The following is a 7,391-nucleotide window of genomic DNA, read 5'->3' on the forward strand; positions in this document are numbered from 1 at the left end:
AGAACGCCAAGGGAGCTACGGGGGTATCTTTGGGGCCAGGGGCGGGCCACGGCCGGGGGGGGGGGGGGGGGGCCCGCCCCCCCCCCCCCCTCTCACATGGCGCCATGTCCCGGTCGGCATCTCCCGGTCAGAAGAAGACCGACCTGCGCTGTACGAGCAGCTTGTAGAGCGTGTGCTGGATCTGCTCTCGTACCTGATCGGTCAGGTTGAACATCAGCATCGGGTCCTCGGCCGCCTCCGGCGGATAACCGTCCGTGGGGATCGGCTCGCCGAACTGGATCGTCCACTTCGTCGGCAGCGGCAGCGCGCCCAGCGGCCCGAGCCACGGGAACGTCGGCGTGATCGGGAAGTACGGGAATCCCAGGAGCCGCGCCAGCGTCTTGGAGTTGCCGATCATCGGGTAGATCTCCTCCGCCCCGACGATCGAGCACGGCACGATCGGCACACCGTGCCGCAGCGCCGTCGAGACGAAACCGCCCCGGCCGAAGCGCTGCAACTTGTAGCGCTCCCCGAAGGGCTTGCCCAGTCCCTTGAAACCCTCCGGCATCACGCCCACGATCTCGCCGCGCTGGAGCAGCCGCTCCGCGTCCTCGGCGCACGCCAGGGTGTGACCGGCCTTGCGCGCCAGCTCGTTGACGACCGGCAGCATGAACACCAGGTCGGCGGCGAGCAGCCGCAGATGGCGGCCCGCGGGGTGGTTGTCGTGGACGGCGACCTGCATCATCAGCCCGTCGAGCGGCAGGGTGCCGGAGTGGTTGGACACCACCAGGGCGCCGCCGTCCGAGGGGATGTTCTCGATGCCCTTCACCTCGACGCGGAAGTAGTTCGCGTAGAGCGGGCGGATCAACGACATCAGGACCTGTTCGGTGAGCTCCTTGTCGTACCCGAACTCATCGACCTCGTAGTCACCGGTCACCCGGCGCCGCAGGAAGGCGAATCCCTCGGCGAGCCGGCGGTCCCAGTCACCACCGCCGGATTCGGCCGTGTCCCGGCCGGCGCCCGCGGTCGCGTCCTCGTGGGCGTCCCCGGTGGCCGCCGCGGCGGTGGCGGGAGCCTCGGTGCCGGGCGCGGCTGCCGCGTCCGGCTCAGCCGGTCCGGGGGTCCCCCCGGGCTCAGCGGGCTCGGGCACCGGCCGGTCGTTCACCGCCATGGTGTCCTCGATCCCCTCCGCCTGATCGGGCACGGACGACAGCGAGTGCGGACCGGAACCCGACGCGGACGCGGAGGGAGACGCGGACGCGGAGGGAGACGCGGACGAGGGTCCGCGCCCCCGCGCGCGCTTCGCCGCGCGCCGCGACCGGGGCTCCTCGCCGAAGGGGATGACCTTGGCATCGGCCATTTAGCTGCGCTCCTTGCTGACGAGGGTGGCGAACTGGTCGACCGCGTCGGCGACAGCCTCCGGCGGCAACAGGCCGGCACCCCGGCCACGTGCGAAGTCCGTGAAGGACTCCGCCGTCGTGTACGAGGGTACGAACCCCAGTGTCTCGCGCATCTGGTCCGTGCTGACGACCCTGCCGTGGGTCAGCAGCCGGATCTGCTCGGGCGAGAAGTCGGTCATACCGAGCGTGCGCAGCGCCGAGCCGACCCAGGTCACGGCCGGCAGCAGCAGGGGCACCGTCGGCCTGCCGAGCCGCCGGGAGCACTGCGAGAGCAACAGCACACCGTCACCGGCGATATTGAAGGTCCCGCTGTTGAGCGTGCCGCGCCGGGGTTCGTGCAGGGCGATCCGCAGGACGTCGATGACATCGTCCTCGTGGACGAACTGGAGCCGCGGGTCGTAACCGAGGACCGTCGGCAGCACGGGCAGCGACAGATACTCGGCGAGCGGCGAATCCGCTGCGGGCCCGAGGATGTTCGCGAAGCGCAGTACGCACACGGCCACGTCCGGGCGCCGCCGCGCGAAGCCGCGTACGTACCCCTCGACCTCCACCGCGTCCTTCGCGAAGCCACCGCTGGGCAGCGCCTTGGGCGGGGTGGTCTCGGTGAAGACGGCCGGATCGCGGGGCGCGGCGCCGTACACGCTCGTGCTGGACTTGACGACCAGACGCTTGACGGTGGGCGACTTCTGGCAGGCACCGAGCAGTTGCATGGTGCCGATGACGTTGGTCTCCTTCACCGCCGTCCGGCCGCCGGCGCCGAGCGGGGTGCCCGTCACGTCCATGTGCACCACGGTGTCGACGGAGTGCTCGGCCAGGACGCGCGCTATGGCGGGCTGACGGATGTCCGCCCGGACGAAATCGGCACCACCGAGACTGTGGTCGGGGGTGACGGCGTCCACACCGATGACCCGGTCCACCTCGGAGTCGCGCAGGATTCGCCGTACGAGACGGCTGCCGAGCTGGCGGGCCACTCCGGTCACGAGCACGACCTTGCCCAAGATCAGCGCCTTCCCCTGAATTTCGATGTCCGGCCCAAGCACATTGCTTGCCTCAGCCGTCACCGTAGCGGGTCGCCGTGGCCGGGTGAGGGCCTCGCGGCGCTCTTCTCCGCACCTTCGCGAATCTTTGACCCGAACTGACCTGAACGCCACCGAAACGCACCGCGGCCCTCCCACCTGCATGGTGGAAGGGCCGTGATGTCACGTACAGCTGTCGATCACTTCTTGTTACGACGCTGAACGCGGGTGCGCTTGAGCAGCTTGCGGTGCTTCTTCTTGGCCATCCGCTTACGCCGCTTCTTGATAACAGAGCCCACGACTACCCTCGCTCACTTCTCTTCACTCGGTGCGGGGCGTCTGGGCCCACACGACCTACGTTGGCCCAGCCTACCCGCCGCCGAGTGAGGGAGGTAATCCGAGGGAAATCTCAGGCGGATTCGACCCCCACGAATGACTCGCGGAGATACTCGTGAACCGCTTGCTCCGGAACCCGGAAAGACCTGCCCACCCGGATCGCCGGCAGATGACCGCTGTGCACCAATCGGTACACGGTCATCTTCGACACTCGCATCACCGAGGCAACTTCCGCCACGGTAAGGAACTTGACCTCGTTGAGAGGCCTCTCGCTGCCAGCAGCCATGATCCACCTGTACCTTCCGCACGCGACGGCCCCCGGCTTCCCCTCCGGTGACTCTTCGTCGCTGTGCGCTCACTCCCCAGACTAGGGGCGGATGATACGAGTGGGGAAGAGGAGCAGCACATGGCCTCCTACTGTGACAGACACGCTCGATTGAGTACATAGCGAGTCAACGGGCGGTAGTAGTCGGACCGCACACCATCGTCAACCGGGACCACGACGGAGACCCGGCCCTCCGCCTCGCCGACGAACAGCGCGGGGTCGTCGGTGTCCGCGAGACCGACGGCCTCAATACCCAACTGACCTGCTCCGCAGACCCATCCGTGGTCCCCGACGACCAGTTCCGGAAGCGGCCCGCCGACCTCGGCGACGCTCTCCAGCACCACCCGGACGGGGAGGGGGGAATGGCTGTGCGCGCCGGTCTCACTCCCGGCGTGCGACGTTTCGGATTCCCGCACCAACGCGACTCGTCGTACGTAGTCCAAGCTGTGCGTGCGTACGCCGAACCGGGTCGTTATGTCGATACATCGCCCCTTCGCGGGGGTGAGGACGAGACACCCCGCCGCCGACAAAGCGTCTGCGAGACCCGCGTAGAACCCGATCAGCCGGTGCGGATGCCCCGTCCCGAAGAGCACGGGAGCCCGCCGGCCGGCCGCACTGCCGAGGCGCGCGGCGAAGGCGTCGAGGCTGCTCAGCGTCCGCTCGGGATCGATGACATCGCCACCGGAGACATGCGCCGGATCCCCGGAGACTCCGCACCGCTCGGCCATGAGCCGCAGCAAGTCGCTCTCGCGCCAGACCCGTTCGGGGGTGAGCCCCAGCGTCGCACGCGGATCGCGGGCGGCGAAGAGCCGGTAACTGCGCAGGTTCTGCTCCCGCGTGGTGGCCACGGGGCCGGCCAGCCGGGCGGCCAGCAGATGGGCCCGTAGGGCTCCGGTACTCAGCACAGCACCGATGCTCCCGCACGAAGACGCCCCGGGGACCGGAACACCCACGCCACCGCACAGTTGGCGTAACGCCCGGCCGAGAAGCGGGGCGCCGGCCAAGCCCGTCCGGCGGTCGAGGACGAACCGCCCACCGGGCGGCCCCGGCCGACGCGCCCCGCCCAACGGCCTACGCCAGCAACCCCCGCAGAGGAAACACCGCCCTGCGGGTCGCCAGAATCGCCTGATCCAGCCGATCCGCGGGATCGTACCCCGCGTCCCACGCCTGCCAGTTCGGCGTACGCCCATCCGTCATCCGCCGCGGCGCGGACTCCCGCGTACGGGCGTACACCTCCCGCCGCCACTCCTCCGGCACCGCCGACTCGGGATCGATGGGCGCGTGCGCCGCGATCGACACCAGATGCGTCCACGAGCGCGGCACGACGTCCACGACCGAGTACCCACCACCACCGAGCGCGATCCAGCGCCCCCCGTCGACGTACTCGTGCGCCAGCTCGTGGCACGACGCCTGCACCGCGCGCTGCGCGTCCAGCGACACCGCGAGATGCGCCAGCGGGTCCTCGAAGTGGGTATCGGCACCGTGCTGTGTCACCAGCGCCTGCGGCCGGAAGTCCGCCAGCAGCTCAGGCACCACCGAGTGGAACGCCCGCAGCCACCCCTCGTCACCGGTCCCCGCGGGCAGCGGCAGATTGACCGCGCTGCCCTCCCCCGCGCCCGCGCCCGTCTCCTCCGGCCAGCCGGTCTGCGGGAAGAGCGTGCGGGGATGCTCGTGCAGGGAGATCGTCAGCACTCGCGGATCGTCCCAGAACGCCGCCTGGACGCCGTCCCCGTGGTGCACGTCCACGTCCACGTAGGCGACGCGCTCCGCACCCAGCTCCAGGAGCCGCGCGATCGCGAGCGACGCGTCGTTGTAGACGCAGAAGCCCGAGGCCGAGCCCGGCATCGCGTGGTGCAGACCGCCGGCGAAGTTCACGGCGTGCCGCGCCGCGCCGCGCCACACGGCCTCGGCCGCACCGACCGACTGCCCTGCGATCAGCGCGGACGCCTCGTGCATCCCGGCGAAGGCCGGATCGTCGACGGTCCCGATGCCGTACGAACCGTCGGCGGACCCCGGGTCGGCCGAACAGCGGCGTACGGCGTCGATGTACGCCTCGTGATGAACGAGTCTCAGCGTCGAGGCCCCGGCCGACGGGGCGGACACCACGTCCACCTCGCGGTCCAGCCCGTACGCGCGCACCAGCTCCCTCGTCAGTGCCAGGCGTACCGGGTCCATCGGGTGGCTGGGCCCGAAGTCGTAGCCCGTTACGGCGTCATCCCACATCAACTGTGCGCGACCGGTCATGCCCGCCACCGTATCGGGCGGTCCCGTCGGCGAACGAGCGGGCGTACACCAGCGTCACCAGGATCATGAGCATCGGAACGAGCATCGCGCCCCGGTAGCTCCAGACGTCACCGAGCGCGCCGACGAGCGGTGAGCCGATCAGGAAGCCCACGTAGTTGAAGATGTTCAGCCGGGCGACGGCCGCGTCACTGGACCCGGGGAACATCCGCCCGGCGGCGGCGAAGCACTGCGGGACGAGGACGCAGAGACCGAGGCCGAGCATGGTGAACCCCAGGATCCCCACCCACGCCCCGGGCGCGAGCGCGACCACCGCGAAGCCCGCGGCGGCGAGGAGCGACCCGGAGCGTACGACCGCGACGGGCCCGAAGCGACGCACCCCGAAGTCACCGGCCGCGCGCCCGAGGAGTGTGGTGACCATGTACGCGTTGTACGGGACGGTGGCGACCTCGTCGGAGCTGCCCAGCACGTCCTGGAGGTACTTCGCGCTCCAGTTGGAGACGGTGGAGTCGCCGATGTAGGCGAAGGTCATGACGAGGCAGAGGGGCAGCAGGGCTCTGAAGGCCGGTGCCGGTATTCGCGAGTCCGTCTTCCTGTCCGCGGCCCCGGCCGCGGCTGTGTCCGTTTCCGCGTCGGTGTACCAGCGGCTGCCCACGAGCGCGGCCGGCAACACCACCACGACGACCGGCAGATACGACAGGAGCAGCGACAGATCCCAGTGCGCACCGGCCCACGCGAGGGAGGCCCCCGCGATGCCCCCGAGACTGTACGCGGCATGGAAACCGAGCATGATGCTGCGTCCGTACGCCCGCTGGAGGCGCACCCCCAGCATGTTCATCGACGCGTCGAGCGCCCCGACCGACAGCCCGAACGCACCGAGCGAGGCGGTGAGTTGCCACACCTGGTCACCGGCGGCGACCCCGAGGAGGGCGAGCAGTACGAGGGGCTGGGCCCACCGCAGTACGACTCGGGGCCGTACACGCGCGACGATCCTCTCGGTGAGGACGCTGCCCACACCGGCGAGAATCGGAACGGCCGCCAGAAACAACGGAAGCAGGGCGTCGGATACGCCGTACCGGTCCTGGATGGCCGGAATGCGGGTGACGAGGAGAGCGAAAGCCACTCCTTGCACGGAGAAGCTCAGCGCCAGGGACACCCGTCCGTGTCTTAACCGTGCGTCTGTGTCGACCGGCTTGGCTGTCATGGCCGGACAGCGTATGACTCCGCGCCACCCAGGGGTAGATGGATCAGCCAAGCAGTTCCGGAAGCTCGTCCATGGAGGAGAAGTACGCGGTGGCGCCCGGCAGCTGCGCGGCTGAGGTCATCGCGGTGAACGCGTACACATCCATCCCGGCCGCCCGCGCCGCGGCCACCCCGAGCGGGCTGTCCTCTACGACGACGCACCGCGCGGGGGAGACCCCCATCCGCTCGGCCGCGTGCAGGAAGAGGTCGGGAGCCGGCTTTCCGCGCCCGACGTCCTGCGCGCTGAAGACGATCCCCGGCTCGAACCACCGGTCCAGCCCGGTCTTTCGGTGCCCGACCCGGATCCGTTCATGGCTGCCGGACGACGCGACACAGTACGGCCGACCGTCGGCGATGAGCTTCTCCAGGACTTCGACAACCCCGTCCACCGGCTGCAACTCCCGCTCGAACGCGGCGAACACACGGCTGTGCAAAGTGTCGTCGAAGTCGTCGGGCAGCAGCTGCCCGGTTCTCTCCTTCACGAGATCGTGCACGCGGTGCACCGCGGAGCCCATGTAGTCGCGGAGCGAATCCTCGTAGGTGGTGGGGTGCCCGAGTTCGGTGAGATAGCCGGCGAGGATGGCGTTGGAGAGCGGCTCGCTGTCGACGAGGACCCCGTCGTTGTCGAAGATGACCAGTTCATAGCTCATGTGCCGACTGTAGGCGGCCCCTGAACGCAGAAATGCCTCAGCCCCCGAACCATGGGTTCGGGGGCTGAGGCCAAAGATTGTTCGGCGGCGTCCTACTCTCCCACAGAGTCCCCCCTGCAGTACCATCGGCGCTGAAAGGCTTAGCTTCCGGGTTCGGAATGTAACCGGGCGTTTCCCTAACGCAATGACCACCGAAACACAA

At 69.5% G+C, this 7,391-nt stretch carries 8 protein-coding genes and 1 rRNA gene; all 9 read right to left on the bottom strand.

Annotation, left to right across the window (positions count from 1 at the left end; all coding sequences use genetic code 11):
* Positions 1-127: 127 nt before the first annotated feature.
* Complete coding sequence (locus ACZ61E_RS24325) at positions 128-1,339, bottom strand: lysophospholipid acyltransferase family protein (protein WP_469701967.1); 1,212 nt, start codon at positions 1,337-1,339, stop codon at positions 128-130.
* Positions 1,340-2,377 (bottom strand): NAD-dependent epimerase/dehydratase family protein, encoded by a 1,038-nt coding sequence (locus tag ACZ61E_RS24330; protein ID WP_469701968.1) that lies wholly within the window; start codon positions 2,375-2,377, stop codon positions 1,340-1,342.
* 218 nt (positions 2,378-2,595) lie between these two features.
* Positions 2,596-2,694: a 30S ribosomal protein bS22 gene (locus tag ACZ61E_RS24335; RefSeq protein WP_003948845.1), complete on the bottom strand. Its 99-nt coding sequence runs from the start codon at positions 2,692-2,694 to the stop codon at positions 2,596-2,598.
* Between the two features lie 110 nt (positions 2,695-2,804).
* The gene (locus tag ACZ61E_RS24340; protein ID WP_014046653.1) at positions 2,805-3,017 is read right to left on the bottom strand and encodes a helix-turn-helix domain-containing protein; all 213 of its coding nucleotides are present in this window, start codon (positions 3,015-3,017) and stop codon (positions 2,805-2,807) included.
* Positions 3,018-3,145: 128 nt separating this feature from the next.
* Positions 3,146-3,961 carry a phosphatase gene (locus ACZ61E_RS24345; protein ID WP_469701969.1) on the bottom strand — a complete coding sequence of 272 codons (816 nt, stop codon included), beginning with the start codon at positions 3,959-3,961 and terminating at the stop codon, positions 3,146-3,148.
* Between the two features lie 166 nt (positions 3,962-4,127).
* Positions 4,128-5,300 (bottom strand): acetoin utilization protein AcuC, encoded by a 1,173-nt coding sequence (locus ACZ61E_RS24350; protein ID WP_469701970.1) that lies wholly within the window; start codon positions 5,298-5,300, stop codon positions 4,128-4,130.
* Complete coding sequence (locus tag ACZ61E_RS24355) at positions 5,269-6,501, bottom strand: MFS transporter (RefSeq protein ID WP_469701971.1); 1,233 nt, start codon at positions 6,499-6,501, stop codon at positions 5,269-5,271. Before ACZ61E_RS24355 ends, ACZ61E_RS24350 begins: the two co-directional genes overlap by 32 nt.
* A 43-nt stretch (positions 6,502-6,544) precedes the next feature.
* Entirely contained in the window at positions 6,545-7,189 is a 645-nt protein-coding gene (locus tag ACZ61E_RS24360) for an HAD family hydrolase (RefSeq protein ID WP_469701972.1), read from the bottom strand.
* A gap of 79 nt (positions 7,190-7,268) precedes the next feature.
* A 5S ribosomal RNA gene (rrf, locus tag ACZ61E_RS24365) occupies positions 7,269-7,385 on the bottom strand.
* Positions 7,386-7,391: the final 6 nt, after the last annotated feature.

The sequence above is a fragment of the Streptomyces sp. NPDC104581 genome (genome assembly GCF_055583685.1).